We start from the raw sequence: 15,821 nt of genomic DNA on the forward strand, positions 1-15,821 counted from the left end.
GGCCCCATGTTCCTCACCCTCTTCCTCGAACTGCGCGACGCCAAGGTGCCGGTCACCCTGAAGGAATACCTCACCCTGCTGGAGGCCCTGGAGGACGGCGTGGCCGAGATGAGCGTCGACACCTTCTACTACCTTGCCCGCTCGTGCCTGGTGAAGGACGAGCGCAACCTGGACAAGTTCGACCGGGTGTTCGGCCGCGTGTTCAACGGCATCGTCGGGGCCGGCGACGAACTGGCCGCCGCGCTGAAGGCCGCCATCCCCGAGGAATGGCTGCGCCGGCTTGCGGAAAAGCACCTGACGCCCGAGGAGATGGAGCAGATCCAGTCGGCGGGCGGCTTCGAGAAGCTGATGGAGACCCTGCGAAAGCGGCTGGAGGAGCAGAAGGAACGCCACCAGGGCGGCTCCAAGTGGATCGGCACCGCCGGCACCTCGCCCTTCGGCGCCTATGGCTACAACCCCGAGGGCGTGCGCATCGGCCAGAACGAATCGCGGCACCGCCGCGCGGTGAAGGTGTGGGACGAGCGGGTCTACCGCAATCTCGACGACGGCATCGAGCTGGGCACGCGGAACTTCCGCATGGCGCTGCGCCGGCTGCGCCGCTTCGCCCGCGAGGGCGCCGCCACCGAGCTGGACCTGCCCGGCACCATCACCTCGACGGCGCGGGCCGGCGGCTGGCTCGACCTCAAGATGCGGCCCGAACGCCACAACAAGGTCAAGGTGCTGCTGCTGCTCGATGTCGGCGGCTCCATGGACGAGCACGTGCGCACCTGCGAGGAGCTGTTCTCGGCGGTGCGCTCCGAGTTCAAGCACCTGGAGCACTACTACTTCCACAACTGCCCCTATGGCGGATTGTGGAAGGACAACCGCCGCCGCCACCAGGACGTCACCCACACGCTCGACGTCATCCACACCTACCCGTCCGACTACAAGCTGATCTTCGTCGGCGACGCCGCCATGAGCCCCTACGAGATCACCATGCCGGGCGGCGCGGTGGAGGAGTGGAACGAGGAACCGGGCCACGTCTGGATGCGCCGCCTGCTCGACCAGTGGCCCAGCGCCGTCTGGCTCAATCCGGCGCCCCCGGCGCGCTGGCAATGGACCCACTCCACCCAGATGATCCAGCAGCTGATGGGCGGGCGCATGCATCCCCTGACGCTGGAAGGCCTGGACCAGGCCATGCGCGACCTCAATCGGGCCGGCGTTCATCCGTAATGTCGGATTGCCGGTATTGGTTTGGCGGCGCCATATGGTAGCTTTCCGCTGGGCATGAATGTCATCTGGGGGATCGGGGCCGGATGGGGAACAGGGGCAAACGGACCCTGACTTGGCTGGGCGGAGCGCAAGGCCACCTGTTTCAGGTGGTGGTGCTCGGCCTCGTTCCCTGCATTTTCCTCGGCACCCTGGCGGTGATCGCCCATCTGGCCGAGACCCTGTCGCTGCAGGCGGCGGCGGCCCAGGTGGAAATCCAGGCGCGCATGGCCGCCGCCATCCACGACCGCGGCCTGGAAAGCTCGCGCGAGGCGCTGGCCGCCCTGGCCACCGATCCCGAGGACGAGGAATGCGGCAATCACTACCGCCACTTCCTGCTGGCCATCGAGGGGCACGAGGGCTTCATGCGCGCCGATGCCTCGGGACGGGTGGGATGCAGCATCGGCCTGGGCCGCGACATTTCCTGGCTGGCCAAGGGCGCCCACGTTGATCGGGCCCTGGAGACGGGAAGCTTCGCCACCGCCCCGTACGAATTGCTGCGGGATGGCCGTGCCGCCCTGCCCATGGCCTATCCCGTCCTCGATTGGCTGGGCACGCCGCGCGGCGTGGTGGCCACCGCCCGCTCGCTGGACCATCTGGCCAAGGCGGTGGCTCCGCCCATCCTGCCCGAGGGAGCGCGCCTGCTGGTGCTGAGGACCGACGGGACGGTCCTGGCCCGGGTGCCGCCCCTGCCCGAATCCGCGCCAATCATCACCCCGGTGCCCGAGCTGAAGGCGGCGGCGGCACGGGGGATCGGCGGCTCGTTCATCGCCACCGCCATTACCGGCGAGACGTCGGTGTTCGGCATCGCGCCCCTGGGCCGTTCGGCGCCGAGACCATGCTGGCGGTGACGGTTCCCGTCGACATGGTGGGCGGGGCCGAGCGCCAGTTCCTGCGCATGGCGGTGATCGCCTTCGCCGTGGCGGGATCGGGCGCCGTGCTGCTGCTGTGGTATTCCAGCCGCCGGCTGCTGTTCACCCCGCTGGGCCGGCTGGCCGACGCCATGCGCCTGGTGCGGGGCGGCGACATGACCGCCCGGGCGGGCGGCGGCCTGGGCGAGGTGGGCGAGATGTGCGTCACCTTCGACACCATGGTGGGCGCGCTGAACGAACGCGAGATCTGGCGAAGGACAGCGAGGACCGCTTCCGCACCACTTTCGAGCAGGCCGCCGTCGGCATCAGCCACGCCAGCCCCGACCGCCGCTTCATCCGGGTCAACCGCCGCTTCGCCGCCATGCTGGGCTACGAGCCCGAGGACCTGATCGGCCGCCCCACCCTCAGACGTCACCCATCCGGAGGACCGGGGGCTGGGCGCCGAGGAAATCGCCGCCATGATCCGCGGCGAGCGCCAGAGCTTCGCCATGGAGAAGCGCTACATCCGCAAGGACGGCTCCATCGCCTGGGTCAACCTGACCCTGTCCGCCCTGTGGCGCGAGGGCCGCATCGAGTACCTGATCGGCGTCACCGAGGACATCGAGCCGGCGCAAGCAGGCCGAGGCCCAGATGCTGGCCGCCAAGGAACAGGCCGAAAGCGCCAGCCGCGCCAAGAGCGAGTTCCTGGCCGGCATGAGCCATGAACTGCGCACCCCCCAACGCCATCATCGGATTCGCCGAGACCATGTATTCCCAGGTCCTCGGCCGATCCCACCCGCTACCGGGAATATGCCGGCGACATCGCCGCCTCGGGCCGCCATCTGCTCAGCATCATCACCGACATCCTGGACCTGGCCAAGATCGAGGCCGGCAACACGGAGCTGGACGACCGGCCCATGGACATCGCGCCGCTGGTGGAAGCCTCCATCCGTCTGATGCGCGACCGCGCCGCCGGACTGGAACTGATCGCCGATCTTCCCCGCGACCTGCCGCAGGTCATGGCCGACGAACGGCGCATCCGCCAGGTGCTGATCAATCTCCTGGCCAATGCCGTCAAGTTCACCCCGCACGGCGAACGGTGCGCATCTCCGCCAGCCTTCCGCCGGAAGGTGGATGGACCTGCACGTGACCGACAGCGGCATCGGCATGACCGGCGACGAGATCGCCCTGGCCATGGAGCCCTTCGTCCAGGTGGACGCCCGCATCGCCCGCCGCCACGAAGGCACCGGCCTGGGCCTGCCCATGGTGATGGCCATCATGGAGATGCATGGCGGCTCGGTGACCATCCACAGCCAGCCACGAGGGCCACCAGGGTGACGGTCGCCTTTCCGGCCGAAAGGGTGTTCAGCGGGATGCTGGCGGAATCATGAATCGGCCGACGCCGGCGATGGCCTCGTCCTCGCGGCCGAAGAAGCCGTGGGGCGACATGGCCTGGCAGGCGGCGGAGCGCGCCGGGGCGCCGCCATCGACCATCAGCAATCGGCGCCGGGGCGACTTCGCCGTCGCTCCAGCAATCCGGCCGCGTCATCGGGCGGCGTGACCTCGCAGGCATCGGCCGAATGGGCGACGACCATGGCGGGAACCGCGATCCCGTCGAGCCCCAGGCCCAGCACGCCGTTGGCGGGATAGGCGTATTTGCGGTGCCCCCGGGTGATGGACGAGGTCAGGATCACCCCGTCCACCTGGCCGCCCAGCCGAACCGCCGCGCTGGCCGCCGACAGCGTCCCCATGCTGGTGCCGACCAGCCAGACCGGCAGGCCGCCGCTCCGCTGCCTCAGCCAGCCGGCCAGGGCGGCGATGTCGTCGGCGTGGTCCTGCGACAGGCGGAACTGCGCCGTCAGGGTGCCGCCCTGGTCCGATGGCGCATCCATGGTCGCCACCAGGATGCCCCGGCCGGCCAGCAGCCAGCGCGAGCGCACCAGGAAATTGCCCCGACCGAGGTGACCGGGTCGGCGACCGGCTCGCCCGGCTTTATCCCCAGGCTGCCATCGCCACCGGCCAGCAGGATGGCGATGGCGGCGGCGCACGCGCCGGTCGTCAGACAGAGGTGGTCCTGACCCCCGGACGGCTTTCAATCTCCAGCGCCTGTCGTCCGCACGGCGTCGGCCTCCTAGGTCGCGTGCGCGGCCAGCACCAGCGGCAACGCCATCAGCCATCCACGCATCACCCATCCTCCGCATGCCGCTTGGCCCCGATGCCTCCATCATGGCACAGGACGGCTTCGGCAACATCCAGGACCGCTCCCCGCCTCATGGTCAGCGAGCTGCTACGCCCCGATTCCGAGTTTTCCCGAGCCGTCTACAAGGAAAATCCGCCCGGCCATTCCCCGCGCCCACTGGCCGGTGGAGGCCCTGCGCGCCACCTTCACGCCCAGCAGCGACGGGCTGGCGCTGATCGCCAGTTTCGAGGGACTGGCCCCCGCCTACGCCGCCCTCGCCGCCCAGGTGGTGCTGAGGGCCAAGGTGGACCTGGTGCTGGTGTCGCCGGTGGCGGCCCTGGCCTCGGCGGTGGTCTACGCCAAGCGCTGGCGCGACCCTTCCTTTACGCATTGCTGCCGCTGCTGTTCGCCATCCCGCTGATGGCGCCCTTGGGCAATTTCGCCATGCGGGCCAGCATCGTCCTGTTCGCGCCGGAATTGCGGCGCGCTGCTGCTCAAGTCACGCCCGCCGGAGCGGCGCTCCGCCCTGCAGCAGGGGCGCTTCATCGCCGAGATTCCCACACCCGGCCTACGGATCAAGGTGCCTCAGGGCACGCCCATTCACCATCAGGAATGAAAGGACCGCCATGCCTCCGCTTTCCCATCGGCGCCGCGCCCTGGTTTTCGGCCTTCCGTGGCGGGCTGCGCCCTCGCCCTGGCCCCCGGAGCCGCCCTGGCCAGCCGGGCCGAGGCCGACGCGGCGGCGCGCCTGACCGGCGGCGCCAAGGCCCAGGCGGGAAAGATCCATCTGAAGCTTCCGAGATCGCCGACAACGGCGCCACCGTGCCGTTCACCGTCTCGGTGGACCATCCCATGGTCCCGGGCAATTACGTCCGGGAGGTTCATATCCTGGCCCACGACAACCCCGCCCCCCAGGTGGCCAGCTTCCATTTCACCCCCACCGGCAAGGCCGAGGTGTCGGGGCGCCTGCGGCTGGCCCGCACCCAGGAGGTGCGCGCCATCGCCCTGTTGTCCGACGGCAGCGCCTGGGAGACCCGGCGCGAGGTCAAGGTCACCGTCGGCGGCTGCGGAGGCTCGGGGGCGATGCCCACTCCCAAGGTGAAAGTCCCCGAGAGCGCCGCCAAGGGCGAGATCATCGAGATCAAGACCCATCCGACGACGACATGGAAATCGGGACAGCGCAAGGACATGAACGGCGTGCCGCTGCCGCGCCGGATCATCAACCGCTTCACCTGCGCGCTGAACTGCCGCGTGGTGTTCACGGCCGAGCTTCATCCTGGCATCGCCGCCAATCCGGGCCGAGCTTCTTCATCACCGCCAGCGAGGGCGGCACCCTGGACTTCACCTGGTTCGACGACGACGGCAGCCGCTACACCCTGTCGCGCCCGCTGGCGGTGAAGTGATCACCGCCCGGCCGGCGGCTGCTCCCTGCCCGCGATCTTGATCTCCGTCCACGCCGCGCCATGGCGGCGCTGGACACGCTCGGGGCAGGAGGGAATGAAGCCGACCTTGGCCGGCCAGGGCGCCACCATTTCCGGGGCGCCCAGCACCGAGGCGGCCAGGAACCGTTCACTGCCGCGGATCATGTTGGCATAGCCGTTGAGTTCAATCCAGCGCGGCATTCTCGGCTTCAGCATGAAGGTCAGGAACTTCATCGCATTGGCCCGGTTGGTGGATTCTTCGGCACCACCACCACGTTGGTCGACACCAGATTGCCTTCGCGCGGATAGGCGTAGGCCAGGCTGGAACGTTCTCCCGGCGCGCGCATGGCGTCGCCGTTCCAAGCAACCCCCAGCACGATGGCCGGGTCCGACAGGGCGGCCACCACCCCTTCGGCCGCCACCAGACGGTTGCGGGCCAGCAGCGGTTCCAGCAGGCGGGCGGCCTTTTCCAGCTCGCCCTCGTCCATGGTGCAACGCGCCTCGCCCAGATGGACCAGCGCCAGCTGGACCATCTCGCCTTCGTCCAGCAGGGCGATGCGGCCCTCCACCTCGGGCGGCGGCTCGAACAGCAGGCGCAGCGAATCGATGTCGCCGCGATGGATGGAGGTGTCCACCGCGAAGGCGGTGGTCCCCCACTGATGGGGAATGGTGTACTCGTTGCGTGGATCGAACGAGCGCGACCGCCAGGGATCCTCGACGTTCCAGAAGCCGTTCAGGCGGTCGGCCAGCACCCGCTCGATCAGCCCGTCGCGAATCAGGCCGCTCACGTGGTAATCGGGGGAAAAGGCGATGTCGAGGCCCGACCGCCCGCCCCGCAGGCGGCCGATCACCTGATCGTGGTCGGCCACCACGGTGAGCGCCACGGAGATTCCGGTCGCGCTCGAACTTGCGCAGCAATTCGGGGGACAGGTAGGAAGAGCGGGTCAGCACCCGCAGCTCGCTGGCCATGGCCCCGGTCGCCGCCAGCAGCAGGGCGAGCACCAGCGCCCAGGCTCGCATCACCCGCCGACCCCGTTGCGGCCCATGCCGTTGGCGGGCCGGGGGGCGGCCAGATCCTCGGCGCGGCGCATGAAGGCGCCCAGGCGGGCCGCCACCCGGCGGTTGATGGAGCCCGGCGGGAACTTGCCCTTGGCATCGCGCTCGCCGGCCGGCATTCCGGTCAGCAGGGTCATGCCCTGATCGACGGTTTCCACCGGATAGACGGCGAACAGGCCGGCCTGCGCCGCCTCGACCACGTCCTTGCGCAGCATGAGGTGCCTGGCATTGGCGGCGGGAATCAGCACGCCGTGGCTGCCGTCCGCTTCTCCTGGCCCGGCACAGGTCGAAGAAGCCCTCGATCTTCTCGTTGACCCCGCCGATGGCCTGGACGCGGCCGAACTGGTCGATGGAGCCGGTCACCGCCAGGTTCTGGCGGATGGGCAGGTCGGCCAGGGCGGAGAGCAGGGCGTAAAGCTCGGTGGACGAGGCGGAATCGCCTCGATGCCGCCGTAGGATTGCTCGAACACCAGGGTGGCCGACAGCGCCATGGGCAGCTCGGTGGCATAGCGCGACGCCAGGTAGGAGGAAGGAGCAATCATCACTCCCTTGCCGTGGATGGGGCCGCCCAACCGGACCTTCGCGCTCGATGTCCACCACGTCGCCCTTGCCGACGTACCCGGGCGGTCACCCGGGTGGGGCGGCCGAAGGAAAAGCGGCCCAGTTCCAGCACCGCCAGCCCGTTGATCTGGCCCACCGCCTCGCCCGAAGTGGCGATGTTGACGGTGCCGGCCAGCATCTCCTCCTGGACGTTGTCTCGCACCCGGTCGAGCCGGCGGACCGGCGCCCCACCGCCTGGGACACATGGGAGGCGGACACCACGTCGGCGCCGCTCGCCGCCCAGTAATCGGCCTCGCGCACCAGATCGGCCAGGCTGGCCATGTGGGTGGACAGGCGGGTGGAATCCCCACCTCGCGCGAGGCCTGCTCGACCACGCGGGCCACGGCGCCGCGATCGAGCGGCCGCAGGCCCTCCTTGCGGGCGAGGATCGCCACCGAGCGGGCCAGCAGGGCGGTATCGGCCTCGCTTCTGTCCATGCGCCAGTCGAAGTCGCCGAGACCGTAGACTCGCCGAACTCCGGATCATTGTGGCTGAACAGGAATAGAGCATGGGGTTGCCGACCAGCACCACCTTCACGTCCAGGGGAATGGGCTGGGGCTCCAGCGGACAGGGTGCTGATCAGCCCCATGGCCTGGCCGGGGACTTGATCTGGATCTCGCGGTCCCGAGGGGCCTGGTTCCAGATCCACCCTCCCAGGCGAAGGGATGCATCAGCAGCTTGAGCGTCGAGCACCAGATAGCCGCCATTGGCCCGGTGCAGGCTGCCCGCCTTGATCAGGTTGAAATCGGTGATCAGGGTGCCGTACTGGGCGATGTGCTCCACCCGGCCGATGATGTTGGGCTGGGGTGGATAGGTTTCCATCACCACCGGAGCGCCGGTATCACCCTCGCGGCAGACCAGCACGTTGACCCGGTAGCGGCGGAACCGCCCGGCGGGGCCGCGCGGGCGGCCCTCGTGGCGTTCGGACTCCTCCGCCTCGGGCAGGAAATCCTGGGCGTTGAGCGCCACGTCGCGGGCCACCTCGTCGAGATAGGCCAGCACCTCGGGCAGGTCGGACCAGTCGCCCTTGAGATCGTCCATCAGATGGGCGATGGCGCGGCCGACGGCGTCCTGCTCCAATTCTCGCGCAGCCGGGCCCGCATCTCGCGGTCCCAGCGCGGCACCTGCTCGACGGCGCCCTCCAGACGGTGCTGCAGCCGCTCCATCTCGCAGGCGGTTCTGCACCTCGTCGGGCAGTTGCTTGAACTCGTCGGGAGGCAGAACCTCGTCGCCCTTGGCGGGCGCCAGTCCCAGCCCCATGGGGGTGCGGATCAGGGCGATGCCGTGAGCCTCGGCATCCTCCTGGATGGCGGAGAAGGCGGCCTCGCGCTGCTGCTTGGCCTCGGCCTCCACCATCTGACGGCGCGCCCGGGTATTCCTCCGCCTCGAAGGCGGCGGGCAAGGCGTGGCCCAGTTCGTCGACCAGATGGGCCATGTCGCGCTCGAGCGCGCGGCCCCGCCCGGCGGGCAGGCGCAGGGCCCGGGGCCGGGCGCCTTCCGCGAAATTCTCCACATAGACCCAGTCGTCGGAAGGCGGGCGGGCGGCGGCGGCCTCGCGCAGATGTCCGAGAATCAGGTTGCGCCGCCCGGTTCCCTCCTCGCCCAGGGCGAACAGGTTGAAGCCCCGGTGGCGCATGCCGATGGCGAAGCGGATCGCCTCGACGGCGCGATCCTGGCCGAGCGCCGGCCCCGGCTCGCCGGCCTCGTCGGGCAGGTCGGCGGTGGTGGCGAAATCGAACCGCGCCGGATCGCACACCCGGTAAAGGTCGGCGGGCGGCAGCGGAGCGGGATGGGTTGTCCTGCGCTTGCTCACGCTTCATCCTCGATGCGCTGCATGTCGTCGTCGGACAGGCCGAAATGATGGCCGATCTCGTGAATCAGCACGTGCTTGACCAGGACGGACAGGTCCTCGCCGGTCTCGCACCAGTAATCCAGGATGGGACGGCGGTAGAGGAAGATCATGTCCACGTCGCCCGGCGCGCCGCCGAAGGCATGGATGTCCATGGCCGAACCGCGATACAGCCCCAGCAGGTCGAAGGGGCTTTCCAGGTCCATCTCGTCACCTCCTCGTCGGGGAAGTCGTCGACGCGGATCACCACGTCGGCGGCATAGCGGCGCAACTCCTCGGGGATGTCGGCGAAGGCGGCCTGGGCGATGGTCTCCAGGTCGGCCAGGCCGGGCGGCGTGCTGTGGTGGGGCATCACTCTGCTCATGGTAATAGGAAATCTACCCCGTCCTTGCCGCCCGCACCAGGGGTCCCCACTCTTTGTGTCATAACTTCCGATGAGGTGCGGAGATGAGCAAGACACTGGACGGCGGACCAACGGTCCAGCGCCCTGGCCGGGCTGGCCGGCTGGAGCGAGGCGGAGGGGCGCGACGCCATCTGCTGCTCGCTGCGTTTCAAAGGCTTCCCCGAGGCCTTCGCCTTCATGACCCGGGTGGCCCGGCGGCCGAGCGGATGAATCACCATCCCGAATGGTTCAATGTCTGGAATCGGGTCGAGATCACGTCTACGACGACGCGGGCGGAGTGACGCAGAAGGACATCGACCTGGCCCACGCCATCGACGACGCGGCCAGAGATGCCGATTCGGGGTGATGCCCGGGCGGGCCGATGCCCGCGGGCTCCCCCGTGGAGGTCCGGCTAGACCGAGATGTCCAGGATCTTGCCCACGGCACCGCTCTTGACGGCGGAATCAGCGACGGCGGCGGCCTGCTGCGCCGTCTGCCCGCCCTGTCGGTCAGCACCTGAGCGATGGCCTGGGCGGCCATTTCTTCCTGCTTGATGGCCGTCAGCGGCGCCTGCAATCCCGCGGCGGCGCGCTGAAGATAAAGCGCCGAATTCCCGGCACCGACGGATGACGCTGTTCGATGTCCTGCCTTTCTGGCTGAACGGTTAGGAGACCACGTTAACGCATTCTTCATCAAATGTCACGATTTGGAATCAGGGCAGCGAAATCCTCCTCGTCCCCCGGAAGCAGCGCCTCCGGCCTGGGTTCGCCGCTCATTGGGGGTCGCCCGCCAGTTCCCGCATCATCTGTCCGAGAAGGCGGGTGAAGCGGGAATCGTCCGCCCGTCGACCTTGGCCACCCAGCCGCGCACCGAGGACAGCATGGCGCCACCCTCGCAGAAGGCGGCCAGGACGTCGATCCGCCCGCTCGCGGCCGTGGCCGCCGACACCGCCACCCGGCCGGCGCACAGTTCGGCGGCATCCAGCGAGGCCGGCACCAGGCGAGCACCACCCGCACCTTGGGCAGACTGGCCTCCTGGACATCGGTGGTCATGGTGAAGGGGCGGGCGGGAATGGCGGCGGACATGGCCCTGGTCACCCGCGCCCGCAACTCGGCGGCCGGCATGCCGAAGGGGTCGCCATGCAGTTCGAGCAGCAGCGGCCCGTGCGCGGTGGCGGCGAAAAACGTGCTCCAGGTGGCGGGGCTGCGATAGACGCCCTGCACCGTGGACGGGCCGTCGCCGCACCCGCCCAGCAGGGCGGCAAGGGCGGCGCGCCCAGCGAGAGGAGTTTCTTCATCATGCCCCCCATGGTTACTCCGGACGGGACGTTAGGCAAGTCCCATCCCCGGCCGATCCCCTTACAGTGATTCCACCTAATACTAGAGGCTCGCTTCCCCTCGGCACTTCTGCGGTGTTAGGGTATTCACCGGATAAGCTACGAATGCATCCATATCCGGTCAACGAGCCGGGACAGGGAAGGAAATGCGCGGTGCGGGGCCTTGGGCTCATGCGCCCGACGTCTCGGGGGAGAGAGTATGGTTCGGCGCGTCTGCGTCTTGATCATCGAACCGAATGCCCATATGCGGCGGCTGATCGGCACGCTGATGGGAGCGGTGCCGGCCCACGAGGTGGTCGAGGCCCGCACGCCGCAGCAGGCCGAGGCCCTGGTGGCGGCGCGCACGCCCCATCTGGTGATCATGGACTGTCCCACGACCCCACCGAGGGCGTGCTGTTCGTCCACCGGCTGCGGCGTGGCGAGATCGGTCGCGCCGACGTGCCGATCCTGGCCATCAGCCCAACCCCGCACCATGCGGTGCTGGAATCGGCGGTGGAGACCGGCATCGACGAAATCATCGCCAAGCCCATCTCGGCGGTTGAAGATCATCGCCCGTGCCACCGAGCTGATCGAGCAGGATCGCCGGCGCACCGAGACGGCGGACAGGTGGCGGAGGTCTCCATGGCCGGAGACGGTGATCTTCCCGAACTGTCACCCGAGGCGCTGGCCCGGGCCGAAGCCGCCCTGGCGGGGCTCGACCGGCCGCTATCTCGACTGGGCGGCGGCGGATGCCGTCAGGCTGCGCGCCTGCCTGGACGAAGCGCGGGTGCCAGGCGCCGACCTCGCCCTGCTGCTGCCCCGATTGTTCACCATCAGCCACGACATGAAGGGCCAGGCCGCCACCTTCGGCTATCCCCTGGTCAGCGAACTGGGCAACCGGGCTGTGCCGGGCGATCGAGGAGGCGGGGCCGGCCCCCGCCGCCGACATCCTGCCCCGCGCAGCCCGGCTGGCCGACGGCATGGCCCGGGTCATCGCCGAACGCCTGGAAGGCGACGGCGGCACGGCGGGTCGGGCCCTGCTGGACGAGCGTCGACGCCACCGGGCTTTCCGCGGGCGAGACGCCCGCGCTCCGTGTTCGCCGCCACGGCCTGGAGCGCCGCCGTCCCGGCCGCCTTCCGCCGCCGGCCCGATCAGAGCCCGGCGAGGTCGCGCATCTGCACCAGTTGCCGCGCCCGCGCCGTCTGCTTCTGGTTCATGCCCTTGGCGACGGCGTCGCGGGCCGCCTTGGCCCCCGCCTCGCCCTGGGCGATGGCCAGTTCGTACATGACATAGGCCCGCACCGGGTCCTTGCCGTGGAAGCCCTGGCCGCTGGCGGCCAGATCGCCGAGCGCGAGCAGCGCCTCGGCATGGCCCTGGACGGCGGCGGCTTCCAGCCATGCCACGCCCTCGACCATGTCCATGGGCAGTTCCAGCCCCGCCACCTTGGCCGATCCCAGCAGATACTGGGTCTTCCACGTGGCCCCGGCGGGCGGCGGAGCGCAGCCAGCGCTCCCCCCGTCCATGCCGGGACGCAGTTGCACCGCCCGGGCGTCCTCGGCGTTGAGCGGCTTGGCCGCGTACCACACCGCGCCGAACGGATGGCTCTTCTCTGCGTCGGCCTCCTTGATGTTCCACTCCTCCTCGGCGGGGCTTGCGCCACATGGCCGGGCGCGACAGCAGCAGGCGACCGAGACGGAAGCGGGCTTCCACGTCGCCATGCAGCAGGGCGGCCTGACGGTACCAGGCCTCGGCCTGCCCCAGGTCCGGGGCGACGCTGATCACCGTGCTCCAGCACGTCGGCCAGCGCCATCATGGCGCTCAAATCGCCGCCCTGGGCGGCCTCGGCCAGCCAGGCGATGCCGGCGTCCGCGCGAGCCGATGGCGCGAACCCTTTCGCCCTCGATGAACAGCTCGATCCAGCGGGCCCGGGCCTGGGCATCGCCCACGGTTCCGGCCCGGTACCACCAGTTGCCGGCGGCGTTGAGGTCGCGCCTGACGGCCTTGCCGGCCTCGAAGGCCTTGGCCGCCTCGGCGGCGGCGGCGGCATGCCCCTCGGCCCCGGCCAGGGTGAACCACACCAGCGCCGCCTTGGCGTCGGCCTTGAGCCCGTGGCCGCCGTCACGATAGGCCAGGGCCAGCTGATACTGCGCCTCCTCGTCGCCATTGGCGGCGGCGGCGGCCAGCCCGGCATGACGCGGCTCGGCGGCGGGCTTGGGGGCCTTCTTCGGCGCCGCCAGGGCACCTTCGGCCAGGGCAGACAGAGAGCGAGCAACGCGGCGACGGCAGCGGCGATCCTCATGAAACGGCACTTTCCACAGGCTGAGTGATGGGCGCGCATGATTCCACTTCCCGAGCGGGATGGCAATCGGAGGTTCGGACTTCATTCCCCAAGCCCGCTCCGACCAGCCATTCTATCACAAAATCAGGATGATCCTTGCACTCGGTGCGCGGGCGCGCGTACCTTCGCCAGCCGCGAATTCCCTCTCATTCTTTCGAGGACCCCACCCATGCCGTTCATCGCCGACAGGCTTTCCGCCATCAAGCCGTCCCCGACGATCGCGGTGACCCAGAAGGCCGCCGGAGCCGAAGGCCGCCGGCCGCGACGTCATCGGCCTCGGCGCGGGCGAGCCCGACTTCGACACCCCGGACAACATCAAGGCCGCCGCCAAGGCCGCCATCGACAAGGGCCAGACCAAGTACGTCGCCCCGGCCGGCACGCTCGAGCTGCGCCAGGCCATCGCCGCCAAGTTCAAGCGCGAGAACGGCCTGGACTACACCCCCGACCAGGTGACCGTCGGCGTCGGCGGCAAGGGCGTGATCTTCAACGCCTTCATGGCCACCATCAATCCCGGCGACGAGGTGATCGTCCCCGCCCCCTATTCGGTGAGCTATCCCGACATCGCCCTGATGTTCGGAGGCGTGCCGGTGTTCGTGCGCTGCCCCGAGGAGAAGGGCTTCAAGCTGCAGGCCGCCGACCTGGAAGCCGCCATCACGCCCAAGACCAAGTGGCTGGTGCTGAACTCGCCGTCCAACCCCACCGGCGCCGCCTATTCCTGGGACGAGATGAAGGCGCTGACCGACGTGCTGCTGAAGCATCCGCACGTGTGGATCATGTCCGACGACATGTACGAGCACCTGGTCTACGACGACTTCAAGTTCTGCACCCCGCCGAGGTGGAGCCCAAGCTCTATGACCGCACGCTGACCATGAACGGCGTGTCCAAGGCCTATGCCATGACCGGCTGGCGCGTCGGCTATGCCGCCGGCCCGGCCGCCATCATCAAGGCCATCAACATGATCCAGTCCCAGTCGGTCAACCACACCGCCTCCATCAGCCAGGCGGCGTCGGTGGAGGCCCTGAACGGCACCCAGGACTTCATCCCCAAGAACGCCGAGGTGTTCAAGCGCCGCCGCGACCTGATCGTGCGCCTGCTCAACGAATGCCCCGGCATCACCTGCCGCACCCCGGAAGGCGCCTTCTACGTCTATCCGTCCTGCGCCGGCGTGATCGGCAAGAAGACCCCCGACGGCAAGGCTGCACATCAACAGCGACACCGACTTCGTCGGCGCCCTGCTGGAGGCCGAGGGCGTGGCGGTGGTCCAGGGCGCCGCCTTCGGCCTGGAGCCTGATTTCCGCATCTCCTACGCCACCTCGGACGCGGCGCTGACCAAGGCGGCCGAGCGCATCAAGCGCTTCTGCGAAAGCCTGAAGTAGGTTTGCAGCCCGAGACGGCATGAAGAGGGGCGCTTCCGCGAGGAAGCGCCCCTTGTCGTTTCACATCGTCGTCTCCAAACCATGCCGCCCGTCATGGCCGGGCTTGACCCACGTCGGTCCGGATCACACCGCCTGCGCCCGGATTTCCCGCAGGAAGCCGTCGATTTCACGGGTCAGCAGACCATTCTGGGTCACCATCTCGCGGGCCGAGCCGGCAACCTCCGGCGGCGGTGCGGGACGTGTTGGTTCCCTCCGACACCCTGCCGATATGGTCGGACACCTCGCGGGTGCCGCGAGCCGCCTCCTGCACGCTGCGGGTGATCTCGTGGATGGCGGCGTTCTGCTCCTCCACCGCGCTGGCGATGGACGACGTCGCCTCGTCGACCCGGGTGATGGTCTCGCCGATATGGCGGATGGCCGAGACCGCCCGGGTGGTCTCGGTCTGCACCGCGGCGATCTGGGAGGTGATTTCCTGGGTGGCCTTGGCGGTCTGGTTGGCCAGGGTCTTGACCTCGCCCGCCACCACGGCGAAGCCCTTGCCGGCCTCGCCCGCCCTGGCGGCCTCGATGGGGGCGCCAGGCCAGCAGGTTGGTCTGGCCGGCGATGGCGTCGATCAGCTGGACCACCTCGCCGATGCGTCCGGCGGCGGCGGCCAGGGCCGGCACCACTGCTGTTGGTCTGCTCCGCCTCATCGGCGGCGGCGCGGGCGATGTCGGCGGTCAGCGCCACCTGACGGCTCATCTCGTCGCCGATGCGCTCAGTTCCTCGGTGGCCAGGCCACGGTCTGGACGTTGCCGGAAGTCTGGGTGGTGGCGACCACCACGGCGCGGGCTCTGCTCGTAGGTCTGCTCGGCGGTTTGGGTCATGGCGCTGGAGGCACCGCTGAGGCGTTGGCCCACCTGATCGATGGCCGCCACCGCCGCCTTGACCCGGTGCTCCAGCCCATCGGCCATGCCGAGGAGAGTCCGGTTGCGTTCCTGGGCGGCGGCCAGCTTCAGCTCTTCCTGCTCGCTCAGCAGACGGCGGTTTTCCAGGGCGCCGCCCCGGAAGATCTCCATGGCGCGGGCCAGGGCCCCCATCTCGTCCTGCCGCCCGGCGCCCTGGACCTCGTGCTCGATCTCGCCCTTGGCCAGGGCTCCCATGCGCCCACCAGCTGACCCAGCGGCCCGGTGATGGACTTGGCGATCAGCACCGCCACCACGGCC

21 protein-coding genes and 8 pseudogenes are annotated in these 15,821 nt (G+C 69.5%); 12 read left to right on the forward strand and 17 right to left on the reverse strand.

Features of this window, described 5'->3' with window-relative positions; all coding sequences use genetic code 11:
* Positions 1–6 precede the first annotated feature (6 nt).
* The 5 genes and pseudogenes from ACV4UZ_RS00760 (at position 7) to ACV4UZ_RS00780 (ending at position 2,824) form a co-directional block, all read left to right on the forward strand.
* A complete protein-coding gene (locus ACV4UZ_RS00760; protein ID WP_491599052.1) occupies positions 7–1,212 on the forward strand; it encodes a vWA domain-containing protein in 1,206 nt (401 codons plus the stop codon).
* A gap of 83 nt (positions 1,213–1,295) precedes the next feature.
* Complete coding sequence (locus ACV4UZ_RS00765) at positions 1,296–2,099, forward strand: cache domain-containing protein (RefSeq protein ID WP_491599053.1); 804 nt, start codon at positions 1,296–1,298, stop codon at positions 2,097–2,099.
* 152 nt (positions 2,100–2,251) lie between these two features.
* A pseudogene (locus tag ACV4UZ_RS00770) lies at positions 2,252–2,296 on the forward strand (hypothetical protein); the annotation flags it as partial.
* Positions 2,297–2,319: 23 nt separating this feature from the next.
* Positions 2,320–2,478, forward strand: a pseudogene (locus ACV4UZ_RS00775) (hypothetical protein); the annotation flags it as partial.
* Between the two features lie 100 nt (positions 2,479–2,578).
* The gene (locus ACV4UZ_RS00780; protein ID WP_491599054.1) at positions 2,579–2,824 is read left to right on the forward strand and encodes a PAS domain S-box protein; all 246 of its coding nucleotides are present in this window, start codon (positions 2,579–2,581) and stop codon (positions 2,822–2,824) included.
* Between the two features lie 21 nt (positions 2,825–2,845).
* On the opposite strand, the gene ACV4UZ_RS00785 is transcribed toward ACV4UZ_RS00780, so the two are convergent.
* Positions 2,846–3,190, reverse strand: a complete 345-nt coding sequence (locus ACV4UZ_RS00785) for a hypothetical protein (RefSeq protein ID WP_491599055.1) — start codon at positions 3,188–3,190, stop codon at positions 2,846–2,848.
* A 43-nt stretch (positions 3,191–3,233) separates the two neighbouring features.
* On the opposite strand from ACV4UZ_RS00785, the gene ACV4UZ_RS00790 reads away from it, so the two are divergent.
* Positions 3,234–3,437, forward strand: coding sequence for an ATP-binding protein (locus ACV4UZ_RS00790; protein WP_491599056.1), 204 nt, complete (start codon positions 3,234–3,236; stop codon positions 3,435–3,437).
* A gap of 27 nt (positions 3,438–3,464) precedes the next feature.
* On the opposite strand, the gene ACV4UZ_RS00795 is transcribed toward ACV4UZ_RS00790, so the two are convergent.
* On the reverse strand, positions 3,465–3,599 hold the full coding sequence (locus ACV4UZ_RS00795; RefSeq protein WP_491599057.1) for a hypothetical protein: 135 nt from the start codon (positions 3,597–3,599) through the stop codon (positions 3,465–3,467).
* Positions 3,593–4,039, reverse strand: a complete 447-nt coding sequence (locus tag ACV4UZ_RS00800) for an alpha/beta hydrolase (protein ID WP_491599058.1) — start codon at positions 4,037–4,039, stop codon at positions 3,593–3,595. Before ACV4UZ_RS00800 ends, ACV4UZ_RS00795 begins: the two co-directional genes overlap by 7 nt.
* A 423-nt stretch (positions 4,040–4,462) precedes the next feature.
* On the opposite strand from ACV4UZ_RS00800, the gene ACV4UZ_RS00805 reads away from it, so the two are divergent.
* Together ACV4UZ_RS00805 and ACV4UZ_RS00810 are read left to right on the forward strand one after the other, a co-directional pair.
* Positions 4,463–4,699 carry a hypothetical protein gene (locus ACV4UZ_RS00805; protein WP_491599059.1) on the forward strand — a complete coding sequence of 79 codons (237 nt, stop codon included), beginning with the start codon at positions 4,463–4,465 and terminating at the stop codon, positions 4,697–4,699.
* 401 nt (positions 4,700–5,100) lie between these two features.
* Positions 5,101–5,676 (forward strand): thiosulfate oxidation carrier protein SoxY, encoded by a 576-nt coding sequence (locus tag ACV4UZ_RS00810; RefSeq protein WP_491599060.1) that lies wholly within the window; start codon positions 5,101–5,103, stop codon positions 5,674–5,676.
* A 5-nt stretch (positions 5,677–5,681) separates the two neighbouring features.
* Here the strand turns inward: ACV4UZ_RS00810 and ACV4UZ_RS00815 are convergent, their stop codons facing one another.
* From ACV4UZ_RS00815 to ACV4UZ_RS00845, 7 genes and pseudogenes are all read right to left on the reverse strand, one after another.
* The gene (locus ACV4UZ_RS00815; RefSeq protein WP_491599072.1) at positions 5,682–5,933 is read right to left on the reverse strand and encodes a hypothetical protein; all 252 of its coding nucleotides are present in this window, start codon (positions 5,931–5,933) and stop codon (positions 5,682–5,684) included.
* The gene (locus ACV4UZ_RS00820; protein WP_491599061.1) at positions 5,930–6,583 is read right to left on the reverse strand and encodes an ABC transporter substrate-binding protein; all 654 of its coding nucleotides are present in this window, start codon (positions 6,581–6,583) and stop codon (positions 5,930–5,932) included. Before ACV4UZ_RS00820 ends, ACV4UZ_RS00815 begins: the two co-directional genes overlap by 4 nt.
* Positions 6,584–6,718: 135 nt before the next feature.
* Positions 6,719–7,003 carry a hypothetical protein gene (locus tag ACV4UZ_RS00825; protein ID WP_491599062.1) on the reverse strand — a complete coding sequence of 95 codons (285 nt, stop codon included), beginning with the start codon at positions 7,001–7,003 and terminating at the stop codon, positions 6,719–6,721.
* Between the two features lie 112 nt (positions 7,004–7,115).
* Positions 7,116–7,355, reverse strand: a pseudogene (locus ACV4UZ_RS00830) (hypothetical protein); the annotation flags it as partial.
* Positions 7,297–7,518 carry a hypothetical protein gene (locus ACV4UZ_RS00835; RefSeq protein WP_491599073.1) on the reverse strand — a complete coding sequence of 74 codons (222 nt, stop codon included), beginning with the start codon at positions 7,516–7,518 and terminating at the stop codon, positions 7,297–7,299. The gene ACV4UZ_RS00835 and the pseudogene ACV4UZ_RS00830, both read right to left, overlap by 59 nt.
* A gap of 77 nt (positions 7,519–7,595) precedes the next feature.
* Positions 7,596–8,177: pseudogene (locus tag ACV4UZ_RS00840) on the reverse strand (AAA family ATPase); the annotation flags it as partial.
* 19 nt (positions 8,178–8,196) lie between these two features.
* Positions 8,197–8,868: a Lon-like protease helical domain-containing protein gene (locus ACV4UZ_RS00845; RefSeq protein WP_491599071.1), complete on the reverse strand. Its 672-nt coding sequence runs from the start codon at positions 8,866–8,868 to the stop codon at positions 8,197–8,199.
* On the opposite strand from ACV4UZ_RS00845, the gene ACV4UZ_RS00850 reads away from it, so the two are divergent.
* The gene (locus ACV4UZ_RS00850) at positions 8,761–9,216 is read left to right on the forward strand and encodes a hypothetical protein (protein ID WP_491599063.1); all 456 of its coding nucleotides are present in this window, start codon (positions 8,761–8,763) and stop codon (positions 9,214–9,216) included. The two genes, ACV4UZ_RS00845 and ACV4UZ_RS00850, sit on opposite strands and share 108 nt — an antisense overlap.
* On the opposite strand, the pseudogene ACV4UZ_RS00855 reads toward ACV4UZ_RS00850, so the two are convergent.
* Positions 9,165–9,556: pseudogene (locus tag ACV4UZ_RS00855) on the reverse strand (metallopeptidase family protein). The gene ACV4UZ_RS00850 and the pseudogene ACV4UZ_RS00855 sit on opposite strands and share 52 nt — an antisense overlap.
* A gap of 144 nt (positions 9,557–9,700) precedes the next feature.
* Between ACV4UZ_RS00855 and ACV4UZ_RS00860 the strand changes: the two are divergent.
* Positions 9,701–9,888, forward strand: a pseudogene (locus ACV4UZ_RS00860) (4a-hydroxytetrahydrobiopterin dehydratase).
* Positions 9,831–9,953: a hypothetical protein gene (locus ACV4UZ_RS00865; protein WP_491599064.1), complete on the forward strand. Its 123-nt coding sequence runs from the start codon at positions 9,831–9,833 to the stop codon at positions 9,951–9,953. The pseudogene ACV4UZ_RS00860 and the gene ACV4UZ_RS00865 overlap by 58 nt, the downstream one beginning before the upstream one ends.
* 434 nt (positions 9,954–10,387) lie before the next feature.
* Here ACV4UZ_RS00865 and ACV4UZ_RS00870 read toward each other — a convergent pair whose 3' ends face one another.
* The 4 genes from ACV4UZ_RS00870 to ACV4UZ_RS00885 all read right to left on the reverse strand — a co-directional run bounded on the left by ACV4UZ_RS00870 (position 10,388) and on the right by ACV4UZ_RS00885 (position 13,211).
* Entirely contained in the window at positions 10,388–10,582 is a 195-nt protein-coding gene (locus ACV4UZ_RS00870; RefSeq protein WP_491599065.1) for a hypothetical protein, read from the reverse strand.
* A gap of 439 nt (positions 10,583–11,021) precedes the next feature.
* A complete protein-coding gene (locus ACV4UZ_RS00875) occupies positions 11,022–11,471 on the reverse strand; it encodes a hypothetical protein (protein ID WP_491599066.1) in 450 nt (149 codons plus the stop codon).
* Between the two features lie 582 nt (positions 11,472–12,053).
* Positions 12,054–12,620, reverse strand: a complete 567-nt coding sequence (locus ACV4UZ_RS00880) for a hypothetical protein (protein WP_491599067.1) — start codon at positions 12,618–12,620, stop codon at positions 12,054–12,056.
* A 60-nt stretch (positions 12,621–12,680) separates the two neighbouring features.
* The gene (locus ACV4UZ_RS00885) at positions 12,681–13,211 is read right to left on the reverse strand and encodes a hypothetical protein (protein WP_491599068.1); all 531 of its coding nucleotides are present in this window, start codon (positions 13,209–13,211) and stop codon (positions 12,681–12,683) included.
* Positions 13,212–13,409: 198 nt separating this feature from the next.
* Between ACV4UZ_RS00885 and ACV4UZ_RS00890 the strand changes: the two are divergent.
* Positions 13,410–14,616, forward strand: a pseudogene (locus tag ACV4UZ_RS00890) (pyridoxal phosphate-dependent aminotransferase).
* A 166-nt stretch (positions 14,617–14,782) separates the two neighbouring features.
* Here the strand turns inward: ACV4UZ_RS00890 and ACV4UZ_RS00895 are convergent.
* Both ACV4UZ_RS00895 and ACV4UZ_RS00900 read right to left on the reverse strand, forming a co-directional pair.
* Positions 14,783–15,142 (reverse strand): methyl-accepting chemotaxis protein, encoded by a 360-nt coding sequence (locus ACV4UZ_RS00895; RefSeq protein ID WP_491599069.1) that lies wholly within the window; start codon positions 15,140–15,142, stop codon positions 14,783–14,785.
* A gap of 211 nt (positions 15,143–15,353) precedes the next feature.
* A pseudogene (locus tag ACV4UZ_RS00900) lies at positions 15,354–15,821 on the reverse strand (hypothetical protein); the annotation flags it as partial.

It is taken from the genome of Paramagnetospirillum sp., from assembly GCF_058402745.1.